This window comes from Streptosporangium sp. NPDC002721, assembly GCF_042888905.1.
Lineage (GTDB): Bacteria > Actinomycetota > Actinomycetes > Streptosporangiales > Streptosporangiaceae > Streptosporangium.
Genome location: NZ_JBIAQI010000003.1, coordinates 203,787 through 221,572, shown reverse-complemented (window position 1 = coordinate 221,572; position 17,786 = coordinate 203,787). Strand labels below are relative to the sequence as shown.

Annotated in this window: 17 protein-coding genes; 7 read left to right on the top strand and 10 right to left on the bottom strand. The window is 70.9% G+C overall.

Annotated features, from left to right (window positions below; all coding sequences use genetic code 11):
- Nucleotides 1–744, top strand: a complete 744-nt coding sequence (locus tag ACFYWM_RS05125) for an amino acid ABC transporter ATP-binding protein (RefSeq protein ID WP_389908763.1) — start codon at nucleotides 1–3, stop codon at nucleotides 742–744.
- A 33-nt stretch (nucleotides 745–777) separates the two neighbouring features.
- On the opposite strand, the gene ACFYWM_RS05120 is transcribed toward ACFYWM_RS05125, so the two are convergent.
- Both ACFYWM_RS05120 and ACFYWM_RS05115 read right to left on the bottom strand, forming a co-directional pair.
- Nucleotides 778–2,397, bottom strand: a complete 1,620-nt coding sequence (locus ACFYWM_RS05120) for an APC family permease (RefSeq protein WP_389908760.1) — start codon at nucleotides 2,395–2,397, stop codon at nucleotides 778–780.
- Nucleotides 2,398–2,662: 265 nt separating this feature from the next.
- On the bottom strand, nucleotides 2,663–3,916 hold the full coding sequence (locus ACFYWM_RS05115) for an MATE family efflux transporter (protein WP_389908757.1): 1,254 nt from the start codon (nucleotides 3,914–3,916) through the stop codon (nucleotides 2,663–2,665).
- Between the two features lie 547 nt (nucleotides 3,917–4,463).
- Here ACFYWM_RS05115 and dnaB point away from each other — a divergent pair.
- Nucleotides 4,464–5,819 carry a replicative DNA helicase gene (dnaB, locus tag ACFYWM_RS05110; protein ID WP_389908755.1) on the top strand — a complete coding sequence of 452 codons (1,356 nt, stop codon included), beginning with the start codon at nucleotides 4,464–4,466 and terminating at the stop codon, nucleotides 5,817–5,819.
- Between the two features lie 244 nt (nucleotides 5,820–6,063).
- Nucleotides 6,064–6,657 carry an NADPH-dependent FMN reductase gene (locus tag ACFYWM_RS05105; protein ID WP_389908752.1) on the top strand — a complete coding sequence of 198 codons (594 nt, stop codon included), beginning with the start codon at nucleotides 6,064–6,066 and terminating at the stop codon, nucleotides 6,655–6,657.
- A gap of 80 nt (nucleotides 6,658–6,737) precedes the next feature.
- Here ACFYWM_RS05105 and ACFYWM_RS05100 read toward each other — a convergent pair whose 3' ends face one another.
- A complete protein-coding gene (locus ACFYWM_RS05100; RefSeq protein WP_389908748.1) occupies nucleotides 6,738–7,670 on the bottom strand; it encodes an NADP-dependent oxidoreductase in 933 nt (310 codons plus the stop codon).
- Nucleotides 7,671–7,765: 95 nt separating this feature from the next.
- Between ACFYWM_RS05100 and ACFYWM_RS05095 the strand changes: the two genes are divergently transcribed.
- Nucleotides 7,766–8,182, top strand: coding sequence for a winged helix-turn-helix transcriptional regulator (locus tag ACFYWM_RS05095; RefSeq protein WP_389908745.1), 417 nt, complete (start codon nucleotides 7,766–7,768; stop codon nucleotides 8,180–8,182).
- Between the two features lie 171 nt (nucleotides 8,183–8,353).
- Here the strand turns inward: ACFYWM_RS05095 and ACFYWM_RS05090 are convergent, their stop codons facing one another.
- From ACFYWM_RS05090 to ACFYWM_RS05060, 7 genes are all read right to left on the bottom strand, one after another.
- On the bottom strand, nucleotides 8,354–9,295 hold the full coding sequence (locus tag ACFYWM_RS05090; protein ID WP_389908742.1) for a CHRD domain-containing protein: 942 nt from the start codon (nucleotides 9,293–9,295) through the stop codon (nucleotides 8,354–8,356).
- A 159-nt stretch (nucleotides 9,296–9,454) separates the two neighbouring features.
- Nucleotides 9,455–10,177, bottom strand: a complete 723-nt coding sequence (locus tag ACFYWM_RS05085) for an anti-sigma factor family protein (RefSeq protein ID WP_389908738.1) — start codon at nucleotides 10,175–10,177, stop codon at nucleotides 9,455–9,457.
- Nucleotides 10,174–10,665 carry a sigma-70 family RNA polymerase sigma factor gene (locus tag ACFYWM_RS05080; protein WP_389909314.1) on the bottom strand — a complete coding sequence of 164 codons (492 nt, stop codon included), beginning with the start codon at nucleotides 10,663–10,665 and terminating at the stop codon, nucleotides 10,174–10,176. Before ACFYWM_RS05080 ends, ACFYWM_RS05085 begins: the two co-directional genes overlap by 4 nt.
- A 140-nt stretch (nucleotides 10,666–10,805) precedes the next feature.
- Nucleotides 10,806–10,955: a hypothetical protein gene (locus tag ACFYWM_RS05075; protein WP_389908735.1), complete on the bottom strand. Its 150-nt coding sequence runs from the start codon at nucleotides 10,953–10,955 to the stop codon at nucleotides 10,806–10,808.
- A 399-nt stretch (nucleotides 10,956–11,354) separates the two neighbouring features.
- Entirely contained in the window at nucleotides 11,355–12,080 is a 726-nt protein-coding gene (locus ACFYWM_RS05070) for a phosphodiesterase (RefSeq protein ID WP_389908732.1), read from the bottom strand.
- A 380-nt stretch (nucleotides 12,081–12,460) separates the two neighbouring features.
- Entirely contained in the window at nucleotides 12,461–13,195 is a 735-nt protein-coding gene (locus ACFYWM_RS05065; RefSeq protein WP_389908729.1) for an ABC transporter permease, read from the bottom strand.
- A complete protein-coding gene (locus ACFYWM_RS05060; protein WP_389908726.1) occupies nucleotides 13,192–14,091 on the bottom strand; it encodes an ABC transporter ATP-binding protein in 900 nt (299 codons plus the stop codon). The genes ACFYWM_RS05065 and ACFYWM_RS05060 overlap by 4 nt, the downstream gene beginning before the upstream one ends.
- Nucleotides 14,092–14,246: 155 nt before the next feature.
- On the opposite strand from ACFYWM_RS05060, the gene ACFYWM_RS05055 reads away from it, so the two are divergent.
- From ACFYWM_RS05055 to dnaN, 3 genes are all read left to right on the top strand, one after another.
- On the top strand, nucleotides 14,247–15,779 hold the full coding sequence (locus tag ACFYWM_RS05055; protein WP_389908723.1) for a sensor histidine kinase: 1,533 nt from the start codon (nucleotides 14,247–14,249) through the stop codon (nucleotides 15,777–15,779).
- Nucleotides 15,764–16,435, top strand: coding sequence for a response regulator (locus ACFYWM_RS05050; protein WP_389908719.1), 672 nt, complete (start codon nucleotides 15,764–15,766; stop codon nucleotides 16,433–16,435). Before ACFYWM_RS05055 ends, ACFYWM_RS05050 begins: the two co-directional genes overlap by 16 nt.
- 143 nt (nucleotides 16,436–16,578) lie before the next feature.
- Complete coding sequence (gene dnaN, locus ACFYWM_RS05045; RefSeq protein WP_389908717.1) at nucleotides 16,579–17,679, top strand: DNA polymerase III subunit beta; 1,101 nt, start codon at nucleotides 16,579–16,581, stop codon at nucleotides 17,677–17,679.
- Nucleotides 17,680–17,786 lie beyond the last annotated feature (107 nt).

Here is a 17,786-nt window from a genome sequence, read left to right as displayed (position 1 = left end):
ATGAGCCTGCTGTCCATCGAGGGCCTGTGGAAGAACTACCGCGGCCACAGCGTGCTGCGCGGCATCGACCTGGAGGTCGAGCCGCACGAGGTGGTCTGCCTGATCGGCGCCTCCGGCTCCGGGAAGTCCACCCTGCTGCGCTGCGTCAACCTGCTGGAGACAGCCGACGACGGCACGATCACCCTGGACGGCGTGGAGATCACCGACGCCAGGACCGACCCCGACGACGTGCGCAAGCGCATGGGCATCGTCTTCCAGGCGTTCAACCTGTTCCCGCACATGAGCGTGCTGGACAACATCACGCTGGCGCCGCGCAAGGTGCACAGGGTGGGTGCGAAGCAGGCCGAGGAGCAGGCCCGCGACCTGCTGGCCAGGTTCGGCCTGGCGGACAAGGCGGACGCCTATCCCGACCAGCTCTCCGGCGGCCAGCAGCAGCGCGCCGCGATCATCAGGGCCCTCGCCACCCGGCCCCGCCTGATGCTGCTCGACGAGGTCACCTCGGCCCTGGACCCGGCGCTGGTCAAGGAGGTCCTCGGGATCATCCGGGAGCTCAAGGAGGGCGGCATGACCATGGTCCTCACCACCCACGAGATGGGCTTCTGCCGCGAGATCGCCGACACCGTCTGCTTCCTCGACGGTGGCGTGCTGCTGGAGCGGGGCACCCCCGAGCAGATCTTCACCGATCCGCGCGAGCCCCGCACCAGGGAGTTCGTGCAGAGCGTGATCGACGCCCGGCGCCTGTGACCTCCTCCCGCTCCCGGCGGGCGTGCCGAGGTCTCAGCGGCGGTGCCTGCCACGGGACCCGGCCGCGGACCCGGTGCCGGGGCCGCCGGGAGGGCCGGACGGAGGGCCGGGCGGCCCTGGCGGGCCCGCCCACCCGTCCCCGGGACCGGAGGGACCGAAGGGGTAGCGCCCGGGGGGCGGCGGCGCGGGAGGCTCGGGGACGGGCCGCGCCGCCGCGGCGAGCACGCTGTTGCGCCTCCCGTACACCAGATAGACCAGGACGCCGAAGGCCATCCAGATGATGAAGTACAGCCAGGTGATGAGCTGCAGGTTCACCATGAGCCACAGGCAGGCGAGGATCGAGGCGATCGGCACGCCGGGAGACAGCGGGGTGCGAAAGCCCCGGGGCAGGTCCGGCATCGTCTGCCGCATCCTGACCACCCCGCCGGCCACGGCGATGAACACGAACAGGGCACCGATCACGACCAGCGGTTCGAGCGTCAGCACGTCCACGAACTCGGCCAGCAGGATCGCGAGGAAGCCGATGATCACCGTGACCCTCGTCGGGCTGCGGTAGCTGCGGTTGATCCTGGAGAGCGAGCGCGGGATCAGCCCGTCGCGCGCCATGGAGAACAGCACGCGGGTCAGGCCGACGAGCAGCACCAGCACGACGGTGGTGAGGCCGAGCACCGCCCCGATGTTGATGACGTGCACCATGAAGCCCTCGCCCGCCTCGCGGAAGGCGCTGGCGAGCGGCGCGTTCGCGGCGATCTTGTCGTACGGGGTCATCCCGATCATGATCACCGCGACCGCGATGTAGATGACCGTGGTGAGCACCAGCCCGCGGATGATGCCCCTCGGGATCGACCGCGGGGCGTCCTCGGACTCCTCGGCCGCGGTGGCCACGACGTCGAAGCCGATGTACGCGAAGGTGATGGCCGCCGAGGAGGCGAAGATGCCGAACCAGCCGAACGTGCCCGTCTGGCCGAGGAGGAGGCCGAGCAGCGGGGAGTCCAGGGCTTCCCCGGCCTTGCCCGCGGGCACCGCCGGCACCGGGATGGCCGCGAGGTTGCGCTGGTCGAAGTGGAGGGCGCCGACCACGATGACCGCGCCGACGGCCAGCAACTTGGCGATCACGATGACCCACAGGGTGCGCAGGCCGACGCGGGCGCCCAGGGCCACCACGGCCGTGAGGACCACCAGGATGAACAGCGTGAACAGGTCGAAGCCCGTGGTCTGGCCGACCATGCCCGCGATCACCTCGGGAAGGCGTACGCCGAGGTCGGTGAGCATCTGGGCGGCGTACAGGGACCAGGCACGGGCCACCGCGGCCGTGGCCAGCAGGAGTTCCAGGACCAGCGCCCAGCCCACGATCCAGGCCCAGACCTCGCCGAAGATGACGTAGGCGAAGGTGTAGGCGCTTCCCGAGCTCGGCATGGCGGAGGACAGCTCGGCGAAGCAGAAGGCCACGAGCAGGCTGGTGATTCCCGCGATCATGAAGGAGAGGATCACGCCCGGCCCGGCCATGGTCCCCGCCTGGCGGCCGGCGAGGCTGAAGATGCCCGCGCCGATCATGACACCGACGCCGAGGACGATGAGGTCCGCCCCGCGATAGACCGTGGGAAGGCCGTGGCGCGCACCGGTCAAACGGCTGGTGGCATGGCCCGGCGGCATGCGGCGAACGATCGACGAAGAAGCACCTTCGGGCACGACGTGACCAATCGTGGTGGGCTGATAACCCTATATTGTTGGACTCGTTTCACAGTGCCGCAGGGGAGTTGCGCCGGACAAGGGTTATCCGGTCACGTCGTGGACACCACAGTGTCACGCCGGGATCACCCGCCCGGTGGGCACCGTCCGTCACAGGTGGAACACCCGCCACCCCGGTGTCCGCCCGGTCGCTTCGACCGTTCCGGCTGTTCTGGCCATCTCGGCCGCTTCAGCTGCCGACCACCAGCCACGCCCTGCCGTACGCCCGCGTCGACAGGGTGACCAGCCGGGCCGCCATCCACAGCCCGAGCGCCAGCCAGAGCGCCACCAGGCCGCCGCCCCGCAGGTCCACCAGGAACGCGGCGGGCAGGTAGGCGATCGTCGTCCACACCCCCGCCCAGGCGAGGTAGCGCCGGTCTCCCGCGCCGATCAGCACGCCGTCCAGCACGAACACCACCCCGGCGAGGGGCTGCAGGACGGCCACCACCCAGAGCACGTCGAGCAGCTCCGCGGCGACGACGGGGCCGGCGTCGAACAGCGCCGGCACGAACGGCCTCGTCAGCACGATGAGGAGGCCGAGCAGCACGCCCGAGCCGACTCCCCAGACCACCATCCTCCAGGTCGCGCCGCGGGCTCCCGCCACGTCACCGGCACCCAGCGCGCGGCCGGTGATCGCCTGCCCGGCGATGGCGATCGCGTCCAGGGCGAACGCCATCAGGGTCCAGATCCTGATCGCGACGGTGTGCGCCTCGATCTGCTGCTCCCCCATGCGGGTGGCCGCGGCGGTCGCGACGGCCAGCACCAGCTGGAGGCAGGCCGTACGGATGATCAGGGCGATCCCGGCCGAGCCCGCCGCCCGCACGCCCGCGAGGTCGGGGCGGAACGGCGCGCGGTGCCGGACGAGGATCAGCAGGAGGTAGACGGCGGCGGCGAGCGTCTGGGCCAGCACCGTTCCCCAGGCCGAGCCCGCGATGCCCCAGCCCAGCCCCAGGACGAACACCACGTTGAGCACGGCGTTCAGCGCGAAGGCCCCCACCGAGACCAGCAGCGGGGTCGCGGTGTCCTGCATGCCGCGCAGCACGCCCGTGCCCGCGAGCACCAGCAGCATGGCGGGGACGCCCAGCAGACTGATCCGCAGGTAGGTCACCGCCTGCCGGGCGAGTTCGCCCTCGGCACCGAGCAGGTGGACCAGCGTGGGCGCCAGGGGCCAGACGACCACGATGATCGCCAGTCCCACCCCGGCGGCCAGCCAGAGGCCGTCCACCCCCTGCCGGAGCGCCCGCCCGGTCTCGCCCGCCCCGATCTGCCTGGCCACCGCCGCGGTCGTGCCGTACGCCAGGAACACGCACAGTCCCACCAGGAAGCTCAGCACCGTGCTCGCCACTCCCAGGGCGCCGAGCGCGGGGGCGGGCAGGCGGCCGACGACGACGGTGTCGGTCAGCAGGAACAGCGGCTCGGCCACCAGGGCCCCGAACGCGGGCAACGCCAGCCGCAGGATCTGCCTGTCATGATCGCGGCCTGACCCACCTGACCCACCTGACCCACCTGACCCACCTGACCCACCTGACCGGCCGGATTCAATGGACCCACCGGACCCAACGGACCCACTGGACTCACCGGGCTGATCGGATTCACCTGGCCGACCGGACCGGCCGGATCCACCGGACCGGCCGGGGCGAGGAGTAAGAGGCACCTGTCCATTGTGCCTCTTACCTCTGGATGGATCTCCAGCGGGATGAACCCGTCAGGGCATGCCATCCGGGGCGACTTTCGGCGTGTCACCCCAACTTTCTTTTCTCCACAGGCGGTGGATGACGTTTTCCCTGGTCAGAGGGTTATCCACAGTTGTGGACAAGAGTTATCCACAGTACTGTCCCCAGGGTGCCCACACCTCTGGGGAAGAAGTGCACAGCTTATCCACACCTCTGTCGACAGGCCGCGTTGCCAGCCGGGCGCGGAGCCGCGAAACTGTCACACCGATCGGCTACAAATAGAGATAACGTAACTGTGTTCGAAAGAGGGGGTGTGTGGTGAGCATCGCGGAGCCGCCGGTCTTCGAGCCGAGATTCGAGCGCACCCCACCGAACAACATCGAGGCCGAGCAGTCGGTCCTCGGCGGCATGCTGCTGTCCAAGGACGCCATCGCCGACGTGGTCGAGATCCTGCGGTCCGACGACTTCTACCGTCCGGCCCACCAGATCGTCTACGACATCATCACCGACCTCTACGGCCGTGGCGACCCCGCCGACGCCGTCACCATCCTCGACGAGCTGCAGAAGCGGGGCGAGGTCGCCAGGATCGGCGGCGGCGCCTACCTCCACACGCTGACCGCCGTCGTCCCGACCGCGGCCAACGCCGGTTACTACGCGAGGATCGTCCGCGAGCAGGCCATCCTCCGCCGCCTGATCGAGGCCGGCACCCGCATCGTCTCCTACGGCTACGGCGGTCAGGACGAGGAGGTCGACGACCTCGTCGACCGCGCCCAGGCGGAGATCTACAAGGTCACCGAGCGCCGCACCTCCGAGGACTACGTCCCGCTGGCCGACATCATGCCGGGAGCCCTCGACGAGCTGGAGGCCATCGGCGGCCGGAGCGGCCAGATGGTCGGGGTCCCCACCGGCTTCCAGGACCTCGACTCCCTCACCAACGGCCTGCACCCCGGCCAGATGATCGTCGTGGCGGCCCGTCCCGCCATTGGCAAATCAACTTTGGGGCTGGATTTCGCGAGATCTGCCGCTATCAAGCACGGTATGACCACTGTCGTGTTCTCGTTGGAAATGTCGCGTAATGAGATCACGATGCGTCTGCTGTCGGCCGAGGCACGGGTGGCCCTGCACGCCATGCGATCGGGCACGATGACCGACGACGACTGGGCCAAGCTGGCCCGGCGGATGGGCGAGGTGGCCGAGGCCCCGCTGTTCATCGACGACTCGCCCAACATGTCGATGATGGAGATCAGGGCCAAGTGCCGCCGTCTCAAGCAGCGCAACGACCTGCGGTTCGTCATCATCGACTACCTGCAGCTGATGTCCTCGCCGAAGAAGACCGAGAGCCGCCAGAACGAGGTCTCCGAGATCTCCCGGGCCATCAAGCTCCTCGCCAAGGAGCTGGAGGTCCCGGTGATCGCGATCTCCCAGCTCAACCGTGGTCCCGAGCAGCGGACGGACAAGCGGCCCATGGTCAGCGACCTGCGCGAATCCGGAAGTATCGAGCAGGATGCCGACATGGTCATCCTGTTGCACCGGGAGGACGCCTACGAGCGCGAGTCGCCCAGGGCGGGCGAGGCCGACCTGATCGTGGCCAAGCACCGTAACGGCCCCACCGCCACGGTCACCGTGGCCTTCCAGGGCCACTACAGCCGTTTCGTCGACATGGCCCCTCACTAGGTCGCACGCATGGGGTCCCGCGTCGCCGTTGTCGTGGCCGACGACGCGGCCCGTGTGCCCGGCCGTCGGGTGCGTCACGCGGGCCCGCCCGCCAGGGCGCCCCGGCGGTCCGAGGCACCGATCCCCCACCGGTTTCCCCAGGTGTGTTCTCCCGGCTTGACGTGAACCATGGTTGAGGTACGAACCTGTTCACACGGCGCCGCGAGGGCGCGGACAAGCCCACTGTGACCAGCGGAGGACCGTCATGCCCGAAGAGCCGATCCGGCTAGCGGTGATCGTCGGCAGCGTCCGGGAAGGCCGGTTCGGCCCGACCGTGGCGGAGTGGTTCGCGGGCCGGGCCCGCCGGCACGGGAGCCTGGACGTCGACGTCGTCGACCTGGCCGAGACTCCCCTGCCGATGGCGTTGCCCCGTTTCGGGGCCGCGCCGGACGCGGAGGCGTCGCGAGCCCTGGGGGTCCTGACACCGCGCCTGGCCAGGGCCGACGCGTTCGCCGTCGTGACGCCCGAGTACAACCACAGCTTCCCCGCCTCGTTGAAGAACGCCATCGACTGGCACAACCGGCAGTGGCACGCCAAGCCGGTCGGTTTCATCTCCTACGGTGGCATCTCCGGCGGCCTGCGGGCGGTCGAGCAGCTCCGTCTGGTCTTCGCCGAGCTGCACGCGGTCACCGTTCGCGACACCGTCAGCTTCCACGGCGCCTGGAAGCACTTCGACGAGGAGGGGGCGCCGACCAGCCCGCAGAGCTGTGACGGCGCGGCCGCGATCCTGCTCGACCAGCTGACCTGGTGGGCGCGGACGCTGCGCGAGGGCAGGACCGCCCGCCCCTACACCACCTGACCCGGGGGACCCTTCGAAGAGGATCCCTCAGGAGGCCGCACGGTGGAACCGGCACCCGCCTTCCAAGGAGCCCCGGCGGATCAGGGGATCAGAACGATCTTCCCGGTGGTGCGGCGGGTCGACAGGAGCTCGTGTGCCTTGGCCACCTCGGCCAGCGGCAGCACCTGGTCCAGGTGCACCCTGAGGCGGCCCGCCTCCGCCAGGGCCGTCAGCCGCGACAGGTCGGCCGCCGAGGGGCGCACGCTCACCACCGCCAGCCGTACGCCCAGCTCGGCCGCGCGTTTTCGCGTGATGCCGAGGTTGCCTCCCAGCGCCCCGACGAGCAGGCCGCCGGGCCTGAGCGCCGCGGCGGAACGTTCCCCGTACTCGCCGCCCACCAGGTCGAGCACCACGTCCACCGGCTCGGTCTCCGTGACGAAGTCGGCGGCGGTGTGGTCGACCAGGGTGTGCGCGCCGAGCTCGCGCAGGAGGTCGTGCTTGGCGCTCCGGGCGGTACCGGTGACGTGGGCCCCGAGAGACGCGGCGAGCTGGACGGCGAGGTGGCCGACCCCGCCTCCGGCGGCGTGGACGAGGACCCGCTGCCCCTCGGCGAGGCGGGCGATGCCGACCAGCGCCTGCCAGGCGGTCAGCCCGGCCAGCGGGAGCCCTCCCGCCTGCTCCACGGTCAGCGCGGCGGGTCTGTGGACGATCTCGTTGGGTGAGGCGAGCACGTAGTCGGCGTAGGCGTTGCCGGCGCCGGGGAAGGCGAGCAGACCCAGCACCTCGTCGCCGGGGGCGAACGCGGACACGCCGGGCCCGGTGGACTCGACCGTGCCCGCGACGTCCCAGCCGAGGGTGAAGGGCGGCGGGCCGAGCAACGGGAGGAGGCCGGAGCGGACCGCCCCGTCGACCGGGTTGACCCCGGCGGCCCCGACCCTGATCAGGACCTGCCCGTGGTCCGGTTCCGGCCGGTCGACCTCGGCGACACCGAGTACGGAAGGGGCGCCGACGGCGGACTGGGTGATGACGCGCATCGTGATCTCCTCGGAGGGGAAGCTCTTCGGGACCAATCGTCGGCGACACCGGTATCTCTCTGGAAGAAGGCACCTTTTGGAGATATAGGTACCCTATGGAAACTACTTCTGGCCTGCGAGAGCACGGCGCAGCCAACGCGTACCTGCGGGAGTGCGGCTCGCGGAAGGTTCTGGAGGCGATCGCCAACAAGTGGACCTGCCTGCTGGTGGACGCCCTGCGGGACGGCCCGGTCCGGTTCGGCGTGCTCCGCCGCAGGGTGGACGGGATCACCCAGAAGAGCCTCACCCAGACCTTGCGGAACATGGAACGCGACGGGATGGTGACCCGCACCGTCTACCCGACGATTCCGCCCCGGGTGGAGTACGAGCTCAGCGCGCTGGGACACAGCGTGGTCACGCTGATGAAGGGCATCAAGAGCTGGTCGGAGGAGCACGTGCCCGAGATCATGGCCGCTCGCGAGCGCTACGACCTCCGCGCGGCGGAGGAACCCAGACCCGTCCAGACGCTCTGAACGGGCCCGGACGCCTCCACCCGGCCGTCACACGCGACGGCGCCCGCCACCCGGAGTGGTGTTCCAGGTGGCGGGCGCCGTCGTCTCCGGGGTCACGGGTGGCCGGTGGCCGCCGTGGATCCCCTCCGCGTCCGGACGTTCACAGCCGCCGCGTGATCCCCGGACGCCGGTTTACCAGCCGCTGCCGGACCGGTAGAGCTGGCCGCGCACCGCGCCGCCGCCGAACTCGGTGGTGTGCAGGTTGGTGTACCAGTTCTTCGGGTTCTTCTTGATGCCCCGGGCGATGTCGGACTTCACCGACGCGGTGCCGGCGATGCCGGTGACGCCCTTGGGCAGGCCGTTCGCGTCGGCGAAGAAGTCGATCACGACATCGCCGTTCTTGCCCTTCTTGCCACGGTGGATGTGCCCGTTGGTGGGAGCGGCGAGCTTCTCCCAGATGGTGGCGTAGTAGACCTTGGAGCCCTTGATGCCGACCAGCCACTCGGCGCGGCCGTTCGGGTCGCCGACCTTCTTGCCGGGGGCCGGGACCTCCTGGCGGCCGTCGGCGTTGGAGTGGTAGATGGGGTGGACGCCGCTGGCCAGCACGTTGGCCAGGTTGGTCGGGCTGATCCGGTGCATCTGGGCGCGCACCGCGCCACCCGGGAACTCGGCGGTGTGCAGGTTGAGGTACCAGTTCTTCGGGTTCTTCTTGATCCCGGACAGCAGGCCACGGTCGTTGATCCTGACGCTGCCGAGGATGGCCTTGCTGCCGCCGGGCAGGGCCTCCATGAAGAAGCCGACCTTCACGTCGCCGTTCTTGCCGGCCTTGCCCTGGTGGATGTGGAAGGCGGTGGGGGTGTCCGTCCCCTGCCACCGTACGGCGTAGGAGACCTCGTTGCCGCGGATGCGGACGATGGCGATGGCCTTGCCGTCCTTGTCGCCGACGGCGGGACCGCCGCTGACCGGCACCTCGTTCTTCCCGACCAGGGTGCCCGCGAAGTAGGCGTCCGCTGTGCTCGCGGTATCGGACCGCGTGACCGTGCCTGTGCCCGCCTGTGCGACCGGGGCGAGGGCCGCGGAGAGCAGGGCCGCGGTGACGGCCACGCCGGAGACGGTGAGGGTGCGCTTGGACATCGTGAACCTCTCGTAGCTGTGAGGGAGCTGCTGTGTTCTTCAGCCGGTTGTACGGAGCCACGGCCACAGAAGGTTCAATTTTCAAGTACGTAAAAATACACACGGGAAAACGGCTCCCGAAGGGCTTTCCCGCTCCGTGGGAGGGCTAGGATGCCTCGCTCAGACCATGACGGTGAGCAGCGTGTCGCCGCCGGTCGTGCGCACCTCGAAGTGGTCTATCCCGGCCGGCTCCCACGCGACCCCGCCGTGCACGTAGAGCGGTTCGGGGGAGCCGGGAACCCCGTAGCCCTTCTCGGGCACCGCCCATCCGGTGACCACGCGCCGCTCGCCCGCCGGGGAGACGGCGATCAGCTCGCACTCCAGCGGCCCCTTGACGCCCTTGAGCTCCAGGGCGGCGTGGGTGCCCCAGCCCTTCGTCTCCAGCACCAGGCCGCCGGTGACACCGGAGGCGCCCGTGCCCGCGAGCGGAGTGCCGGACCGGTAGGCGTCCTCGGCGGGGCCGTGCGCGGAGTGGCCGACGGGGACGGTCCCGCTCTCGCCGGAGATCGCGGTGCCCGCCGCGATTCCACCGGCGACCAGGGTGACGGCCGCGGCGGCGCCGATCACGAACGTGCCCCTGCGGGCGCGCCGATCGGCCGCCTTGCGGCGGCGCAGCAGGCTGACCACCTCGGCGGGGCCCCGGTCGCCGCCGCCGGTGTCGTCGCGCTCGTTCCCCAGGGGCGCGATGCCGGCGAGCGCGCCCGCCACCCCGGACAGCTCCTGGAGCTCTGCGGTGCAGGCCGGGCACGTGGCCAGGTGGGCCGCGAAAGCCGTCCGGTCGGGCTCCTCGAGGATGCCCAGGGCGTACGCGCCCACGTCGGTGTGCTCCACCCGCGAGGTCATGCCGTCACCCCTCTCTCCTCCAGGGCGACGCGGAGGGCCCGGAGAGCGTAGTACGCCCTCGACTTCACCGTACCCACCGGGATGCCGAGCGCCTCGGCGGCGTCGTTCACCGACCGGTCGCGCAGGACCGTCTCGTTGAGGATCTCGCGGTGGGCGGGGGACAGCGAGCTGAGCGCGTCCGACACGACGACCTGTCGCAAGAGGTCTTCCATCTGATCGGGCATGGTCACACTCTCCAGCGGTGCCTCACCCGCCTCGTGGGGACGCGCGTCCCTGCGACGCCGGTCGTCGATCACGATATGCCTGGCGACCGTCGCCAGCCAGGGCATCAGGGACGACGCGTCGGCGTCGAACCGGTCCGCGCTGCGCCACGCGCGGACCATGGTCTCCTGCACCACGTCCTCGGCCCACTGCACGTCGCCACGGGTGAGCCGTACGACGAAGGAGAGCAGCGGCCGGTGGTACGCCCGGTACAGCTCCGCGACGATCAGCTCGTCGTCGGGGGTGTCGACCGGTCGCAGGCGGCGGGACCGGCTCGGCCGGTCACCGGGCCGGGAAGAGGCGTTCACGTCGGGGTTCTCTCCGGGAAAATCGGCCGGCGGGGAAGGGCAGGCGCCCTGCCGCGTCATCACGCGCGTCCCGCGGTTCGCACCGAGCGGTCGTGACCGGTGCGCGGGACGGTGTCGCCCGCCTCGTCGTGGGCGCGGATGCCGGGTGGCGGTTCCGCGATCACAGCGGTGCCCGCTGGAGCGGGCCGCCGCGAGGCGTTCACGATCACGCTGTGCCCTCCGGGGGTCGGCCGCCGAACATTTTTCCGGTGTCGGCAAGCAGTACGGCGCCGGATCCTGGAGGGTTCACCAGATCGCGTGGATTTTCGATTATCAGCCGGACTAGCTTCTCATAAGAGGAAAATCAGTCTAATTCCGGGCATGGAACACTCCTCGAACCGGCGAGCCACCATGGCGTCCCCGGCCGGACACAGCGGGAACGGGGGTGCGGTACCGGTTGTCGTACGGGGGCGCGGGACCGGTCGTCGTGCGGAGTACGGGAGAGCGGCATCGGTCGTCGTGCGGACCTCGGGAGAGCGGCATCGGTCGTCGTGCGGACCTCGGGTGACCGGTCTCGCGAGGCGTGCCGCCCGGGCCGCGGCACGCCGTGAGGGCGGGCCGCGGCGATGTCACGGGACCGGGCGGACGTGGGTGACGAGGCGGCCGCCGTCGAAGACGTGCAGGGCGATCTGCGGCGGCAGGTCGTAGTCGACGGGAACCGGGACGTCGAGCTCGCGGGGGAGCCGCAACGTGGAGACGACCCCCGGGGCGACCGACAGCGGCAGGCCCGCGAAGGTGGTGCTCGCCGCGGTGTGGGCGTGACCGGTGATGACGGCCACCACCTGCGGGTGCCGCCGCACGAGCGTCTCCAGCCGCTCCGGGTTCCGCAGCCGGATCGAGTCCACGTACGGGGTGCCCAGCGACACCGGCGGGTGGTGCATGCCGACGATGGCCGGGGTGTCCGGGGCCTCGGTGAGCACGCCGTTCAGCCAGGTGACCGTCTCGTCCTCCAGGAAGCCCTCCGGCCGCCCGGGGACGCTGGAGTCGCACAGCGCGACGGTGAGCCCGTCGAGCCTGAGGACCTGGTTGACCGGCCCGTCACCGTCCTCGTCGAGGTCGAGCAGCGCCTTGCGGAACGCCGAGCGGGCGTCGTGGTTACCCGGGCAGATGATCGTCGGATAGCGCGTGGTCAGCAGCTCGCGCGCGATCTCGTACTCCTCGATCAGGCCGTTGTCGGCGATGTCGCCGGTCACCACGACCGCGTCCAGGGGACCGGACAGGTTCTCCAGGTGCCGCATGACGGATCGGGTCCTGTCGATGCTGCGGGGGGAACCGTCGATATGGACGTCACTCACGTGCGCCAGGATCAGCATCAATCAAGAGTGACATATCAGGCTTCCCGCCGCCGGGCATCCGGGACGGAGGGCGGGAACGCACCGGGCGAAGCGGGCCGGTGTGAGCGGGAGAGCCGAACGGGCCGGGCCACGGACCTCGGGCCGGGCGGTGAACCGGGCAGGAGTGATGCCGGTACTCAGGTGGTGAGCCGGGCGGGAAACAGACATCCCGCCAGGTGGTGAGCCGGGCGGGAAACAGACATCCCGCCAGGTGGTGAACCGGGCGGGAGCGATGCGGGTCGGGAGGAGGCCCGGGGACGGTCCCCGGACAGCCGAAAGAGCCGGGGCCCGTCCCTGCCCCTCGTGAGGGACGGGCCCCGGCGGATCGGAGGCCGCACCGGCTACTCCCAACGGAAGACCCGCGCCGCCAGTCCGACCGTGACCAGCACGGTCACCGCCATCACCACCAGGTGCAGCGGCTGCGGCGCGTGCCCCGCCCACGTGTCGCGGAGCGCGTCGGCGAACGGCGCCATCGGCAGGAAGTCACCGATCCGCCGCACCAGCTCGGGCATGAGGTCCCGGGGGATCCACATCCCTGCCATGAACATCAGCGGGAACATCAGCAGCGAGCCGATGCCCGGCGCCACCTTCGCGTTGGGCGCCACCGCGGCGATCAGCAGCCCCAGGCCCAGCAGCGAGGCCGTGCCGAGCACGAACACCCCCGCGAAGGCGAGCGGGCTCCTGGGCGGGACCGCGCCGAGGACGAGATAGCCCAGGCCGACCAGGAGGAGGGTGCCGACGATCGCCACCGCGAGGTTGTTGACGATCTGGGCGACGAGCAGCCGGACCGGGTTGACCGGGGTGGTGGACATCCGGCGCAGCACGCCGCTCTCCCGGTAGGTCACCAGCGTCGCGGGCAGGACGGTCAGCGCCATCGTCACCACCGCCAGGATCACCATCATGGCGGGCAGCTGGGTGTCGATGACCCGTTCCCCGCCCAGCTCCGGGACCTTCTCCTGGTAGCTGGGGATCTGCCCGAGCGCGAGCAGGAGGACGAGCGGCAGCATTATCGAGAAGATCGGGCCGCCCGGGTCCCGCAGGAAGAGCTTGGCCTCGATCAGGAGCATCTTGTTCATGATGAGATCTTCTTTCCGGTGAGGCTGAGGAAGGCGTCGTCGAGGGTGGCCTGCTCCACGCGCAGGTCGGTGGGCACGACACCCGCGGCGGACAGGACGGTCGTGATCGCGAGGAGCAGGTTGCCGGTACCGGTGACCGCGACCTGCCCGCCGCTGCGGCTCACCCCGGTCACCTCGGGCAGGGCCTTGAGCCGGGAGTCGTCGAGCGGCCCGGACGGCCGGAACCTGATGGTCTGCTGCCCGCCGACCTTGGCGATCAGGCCGGACGGGCTGTCCATCGCGACCACCCGGCCGGAGTCGATCAGGGCGAGCCGGTCGCAGAGCCGCTCGGCCTCCTCCATGAAGTGGGTGACGAGCAGGATCGTCACGCCGTCCTCGCGGATCCGCTCGATGAGGTCCCAGGTGTCGCGGCGGGCCTGGGGGTCCAGGCCGGTGGTGAGCTCGTCCAGGATCGCCACGCGAGGGGAGCCGATCAGCGCCAGCGCGATCGAGAGCCGCTGCTGCTGGCCGCCGGAGAGCTTGCCGTAGGGGGTGTCGCGCTTGTCGGAGAGCCCGACCCGCTCCAGCAGCTCCACCCAGTTCGCCGGCTTGCGGTAGAAGGAGGCGTACAGGTCGAGCGCCTCCCACACCTTGAGCTTCTCCGGCAGCGTGGAGCTCTGCAGCTGGACTCCCAGCCGCTCCTTGAGCTCGGTGCGGTGCAGGCCTCCGAGCACGCTGACGGTGCCGGAGTCGGGGACGCGCAGACCGGCGACGCACTCCACGGTGGTCGTCTTGCCGGCGCCGTTGGGGCCGAGAACGCCGAAGATCTCGCCCTCTTCGACGGTGAACGAGACGTCGTCCACCGCCAGTTGGTCGCGGTACTGCTTGCGGAGGTTGCTGACCTCGATGACCTTCATGCTCAACGACGCTACGAGCCGCGCCGCACGCGGAGAATCCGTCTACATCCCCGACGGGAACGGGCCAGGCACCCTGCGGGGGTGTGGCTACCTCCACCCCTCCGCGGCGTCCGCCACCACTGGGCACGCCCGGCCGGATCGTCGACACTTGGGCCATGAGGACATACGCGGTGGCGGTGGGAAGGGCGCTGGCCCTGGGCGCGGCGGCGCTGGTGGACGTCGTCCTGGTGGTGGTGACCCTGGTCGGGTTCGTGCTGGCGTTCGGCCTGGGGATGGTCTTCATGTTCCCCCCCACGGCCCTGCTGATCCGGCACCGCACCGGGCTCGCCCGGAGGTTGAACGACACGTGGTTCGGGACCGCCGTGCCGGCGCCCTACCTGCCCCCGCCGCTGCCGACCCGGCCCCAGCCCGACGGCTGGTACCGCCACGAGCGCCAGCTCTACAAGACGCCGAAGTGGCCCGACTGGAACAACCGCTGGAAGTGGATCGTCGGCGACCCCGCGACCTGGCGGGACGGGCTCTGGCTCTTCCTCAACCCGGTGGTCGTCTTCACCCTCCCGCTGCTGCCCCTCACCCTGGCCGGATGCGCCGTCCTGGCGGCGTGGTCCACCGCCCCGCTGCCGCTGTCCCTGGCCCTGGGATGCGCCTCGGCCGCCGCGCTGGCCGCGACGCCGCGCCTGCTGCGGGCGTACGCGTGGTGGAACCACCTGCTGCTGTCCCCCACGGCCAGGTCCGTGCTCGCGGCACGGGTCCAGCGCCTCGACCAGGCGCGCCTGGCGACGGTCGACTCGCAGGCCTCCGAGCTGCGGCGGATCGAGCGCGACCTGCACGACGGGGCGCAGGCGAGGCTCGTCGCGATGGGTATGACGCTCGGCGCGGTCGAGGAGCTGATGGACAGGGACCCGGCGGCGGCCAAGGCGCTGCTCGGCAAGGTCAGGGAGGCATCCTCCACGGCGCTCGTCGAGCTGCGAGACCTCGTCAAGGGCATCCACCCGCCGGTCCTGGCCGAGCGCGGCCTCGGCGACGCCGTGCGCGCCCTGGCGCTGGACAGCCCGCTGAAGGTCACGGTCACCGTGGACCTGGACACCCGCCCCGACTCGCCCGTGGAGTCGGCCGCCTACTTCTCGATCAGCGAGCTCCTCACCAACGCGGCCCGCCACGGCGGCGCCGAGCGGGTGTGGATCGACATCAGCAGCAGCGACCACGCGCTGCGCGTGGTGGTCACCGACGACGGCTCGGGCGGCGCCGACCCGTCCCTGGGCAGCGGCCTGCACGGTATCGAGCGCAGGCTCGCGGCCTTCGACGGGGTGCTCGCCGTCAACAGCCCGCGGGGCGGGCCGACCACCGCCACGTTCGACCTGCCCAACGCCCTGAGGGAGAAGAGCCCGGACTGCACGCCGTCCCTGCCGCGCGGCAAGGCCGCCATCGTCGGGATCTGCTGGGGGATCGGCTGGCTCCCGCTCTTCCCGCAGGGACTGGTGACGATGGTCATGAAGATCATCGACGTCGAGAACCGCAGCTGGTTCCTCGCCCTCTACCTGCCCGAGCTCCTGCAGTGGCCGCTGATCGTCTTCAACATCCTCCTGGGCCTGTCCATGTACGCCGCGGGCATGCTCATCCCCGTCATGCACGCCCGCCAGCAGCGGCTGGCGGAGGTCCTGCCGACCCGCCTATGGTTGGGCCGGTGAGCCCGAGAGTCGTCATCGCCGAAGACCTGTACCTCCTGCGCGACGGCCTGGTCCACCTGCTCCAGGCACACGGCTTCGAGGTGGTGGCCGCCGTGGAGTCGGGGCCCGAGCTGCTGGAGGCGCTGACCGGCCTGCGGCCCGACGTGGCGGTGGTCGACGTACGCCTCCCGCCGACGTTCACCGACGAGGGGCTCCAGGCGGCGCTGGCGGCGCGCCGGGCCGTTCCCGGCCTCCCGGTGCTCGTGCTCTCCCAGCACGTCGAGCAGCTGTACGCACGAGAGCTCCTGGCCGACGGCACGGGGGCGATCGGCTATCTCCTCAAGGACCGGGTCTTCAACGCCGAGCAGTTCGTCGACGCGGTCCGCCGGGTCGCCGGGGGCGGCACCGCGATGGACCCCGAGGTGATCGCCAAGTTGCTGGTCAGCACCGCACGGCACCAGCCGCTCGGCGCGCTGACCCCGCGCGAGCGTGAGGTGCTGGAGCTGATGGCCGAGGGCCGCTCCAACGCGGCCATCTCCCAGCGCCTGTTCCTCAGCGAGAGCGCGGTCGGCAAGCACACGGCCAGCATCTTCGGCAAGCTCGACCTCGCCCCCTCAGACGACGACAACCGCCGCGTGCTCGCCGTCCTGACCTACCTCAACGCCGCCCGCGGCTGACAGGCGCCCGACGCCGCTCGCGGCTGGCGCTCATCGCGCCCTTTTCCCGGCCGCGTAACGGTTCTGTCGGTCTCAGCGGATAACGTGCTGTTGGAGTACGGCTTCCGCGCGTGGGGTGCCGTTCGGGACGAAGGGATGATCAGGTGAAGTTCCGGGTTAACCGTGATGTCCTGGCCGACGCGGTGGCCTGGGTGGCCCGGGTGCTGCCGAACCGGCCGGCCATCCCCGTGCTCTCCGGGCTGCTCCTGGAGGCCGACGACGGAGACCTCGTGCTGTCGGCCTTCGACTACGACGTCTCCGCCCGCGTCTCGGTCGACGCGGTCGTGGCCGAGCCCGGCCGGGTGCTGATCCCGGGCCGGATCCTCGCGGAGATCACCCGCAGCCTGCCCGGCGAGGTGGTGGAGGTGCTCACCAGCGGTTCCGAGGCGGTCCTGACATGCGGAAGCGCGGAGTTCGGCCTGCTGACCATGCCGGTCGAGGACTTCCCGTCCCTCCCCGAGATGCCGCCGAAGGTCGGCGCGGTCGGCGGTGTGGTCTTCGCGAGCGCGGTCAATCAGGTGGCCCCGGCGGCCAGCCGCGACGAGAGCCTGCCCATGCTGACCGGCATCCGGGTCGACATCTCCGGCGACGACGTGACCATGGCCGCCACCGACCGCTACCGCATCGCGGCCAGGGAGTTCGGCTGGCGTCCCGAGGAGGCCGGTGCCACGGCCGCCGCGATGGTGCCCGCGCGGGTGCTCGTCGACGTGGCCAGGTCGCTGCGCGGCGGCGAGGTGTCGGTGGCGCTGGGCGACGGCGTGGCCGGTTTCGAGAGTGTCGGCCGGGCCACCACGGTCCGCCTGCTCGACGAGCAGTTCATCGACTACCGCTCGCGGCTGACCGACGACTGGTCGATCCGGGCCGACCTGCCGGTGGCGCCGTTCATCGACGCGATCAAGCGGGTGGCACTGGTCGCCGAGCGCAACACCGCGATCCGGCTCTCCTTCGTCCAGGGGCAGGTCCTCATCCAGGCGGGCGGCGGTGACATCGGCCGGGGCACCGAGGTCGTCGACGCCGAGCTGTCCGGCGGCGACATCCAGATCGCCTTCCAGTCGCAGTTCCTGCTCGACGGCCTGAGCGGGGTCGAGACCGAGCTCGTCCGGCTCAACATGGAGTCGCCGAGCCGCCCGGCCCTCATCACGGAGGTCCCCGGCGACGCCGCCCCCTCCTTCCGCTACCTCGTGATGTCCCTGCGCCTGACCTGACTTCTCATGACGTGGGGCCCCCCCCCCCGCCCGGGGGGGGGGGCCCCCGCGGGGGGGGGGGGGGCAGGGGAGGGTGAGTGAGAGAGCTGCAGCTACACCCGCACGGC